General features: G+C 30.8%; 3 protein-coding genes. 2 read left to right on the top strand and 1 reads right to left on the bottom strand.

The genetic code is table 11. The features are described from left to right. Positions 1-118 precede the first annotated feature (118 nt). Positions 119-613 (top strand): hypothetical protein, encoded by a 495-nt coding sequence (locus KHA90_RS25045; protein WP_213308258.1) that lies wholly within the window; start codon positions 119-121, stop codon positions 611-613. Between the two features lie 101 nt (positions 614-714). Beyond that, positions 715-990, top strand: a complete 276-nt coding sequence (locus tag KHA90_RS25040) for a hypothetical protein (RefSeq protein ID WP_213308257.1) — start codon at positions 715-717, stop codon at positions 988-990. Here KHA90_RS25040 and KHA90_RS25035 read toward each other — a convergent pair. Beyond that, the coding region (locus tag KHA90_RS25035) for a hypothetical protein (RefSeq protein ID WP_213308254.1) at positions 987-1,429 on the bottom strand (443 nt) is incomplete at its 5' end. The genes KHA90_RS25040 and KHA90_RS25035 overlap by 4 nt on opposite strands.

Raw genomic sequence — 1,429 nt, 5'->3', positions numbered from 1 at the left:
TGGATCGTAAGCATAAACGCATTTTGAGAAGAATATATATATGTGGTGTAATATTTGCAATACTTATACTATATTTCTGTTTTTTTTAGATAAATTTGAACTTAATAAATATACAATTATGAAGAAAATATTATTAGTAACATTCATGTTCATTGTTTCATTAGTTAATGCACAAGATTTCGAAACGATTAATAAATTGCAAAGTAGTTCTTTGTCATCTTTAAAAGTAGTTACTTCTAAGCTAGCAAATCTTAGTAGTGAAAAATTTGAATTTTATAAAGAGAAAGAAACGCCTGAATATTATGTGCTGGTATATTTACCTATTGGTTTGACTGTTGAAGAAAAAGAAGAATCTCGTATTAATCGTTATGAAAATGGAATAGTTTTTAAATTATTAAAAAATGAGGAAGGTTTGTATAAATTGAAAGAGTTCCTTGTTAATAGAGAACTAATGTATGCTATAGTTAATTCTGTCTTTTACCCAAATTCAAACGAAAAAGATTTTTTTAGTGCTTCAAATTATCGTGATTATATTGACAACACTAAGGGATATAAATTTAACTTTTACTCTGGTGACTCTAAAAAAAGCAAGTTTAGATTTTATTCTAATTAAAAAAAAACCGCTATAATTAGCGGTTTTTTTATGTTTCTGTTTTAAATAATAATCAATAACAGATATTTGGTTATAAACTGTAACTTAATTATATTTGTTGCATGTCAATAACCTTAAACAGAAGTCTTGGAGTTCAGCGTAATAAGTTATTACGCTACAAGCTTATTAAGGAGCTTTACCAAAAAAGCGTGCAGGAGCATCCTTACACACCAACGACAAAGATTCTAGAAATATATATCGTTCCGATATATCCTATCTCCCGTACTACTTTATACGAGATTCTTTGTACATCGATCACAACAGAATTAAAAGAAGTTGAGTCTGCTATTGAAAAGCAACGTCAATTAAAAGCTACACAAATACAGTTATTCAACTAAACATTTCCAAATCCAATCGAATAAGTAATTTGATATTCCTGAATTCCGTCATCCCGCCTGATTCTTTTAAAATTGGTTCGCATTAGTGCGCCTGATGCATCAATTGGTTTCCATCCGTGGATAGTTTTATGTAAATCATCAATAATAGTCCAAATTGTCCAGGCATTGTCCTTTTGAGATTGTGGCGCTCTGTGACTTGTATTTGTCAGTTTTAAATTGGCAATAATAAAAGTTACGGTTCCTTCACCTAATTGCCTGTTTGGTGGATTTGCTGTATTATCCTTTCCTATGTTGCTAAAATTTAAAGATGTAATGTCAATTAACGCACAAGGAAACTGCGCCGGAGGATTCGGACTATAACTGTCCATCTGCCCCCAATCTTCATCAATGTATTTAAGCGCCGTGATTGTCGCTAATCTGTTTTGGACAGCTTCTAAAA

It is taken from the genome of Flavobacterium psychroterrae (assembly GCF_018380615.1).
Classification (GTDB): domain Bacteria; phylum Bacteroidota; class Bacteroidia; order Flavobacteriales; family Flavobacteriaceae; genus Flavobacterium; species Flavobacterium psychroterrae.
Note: the sequence above shows the minus strand (reverse complement) of the source record. Positions and strands in the feature narration are given on the sequence as shown.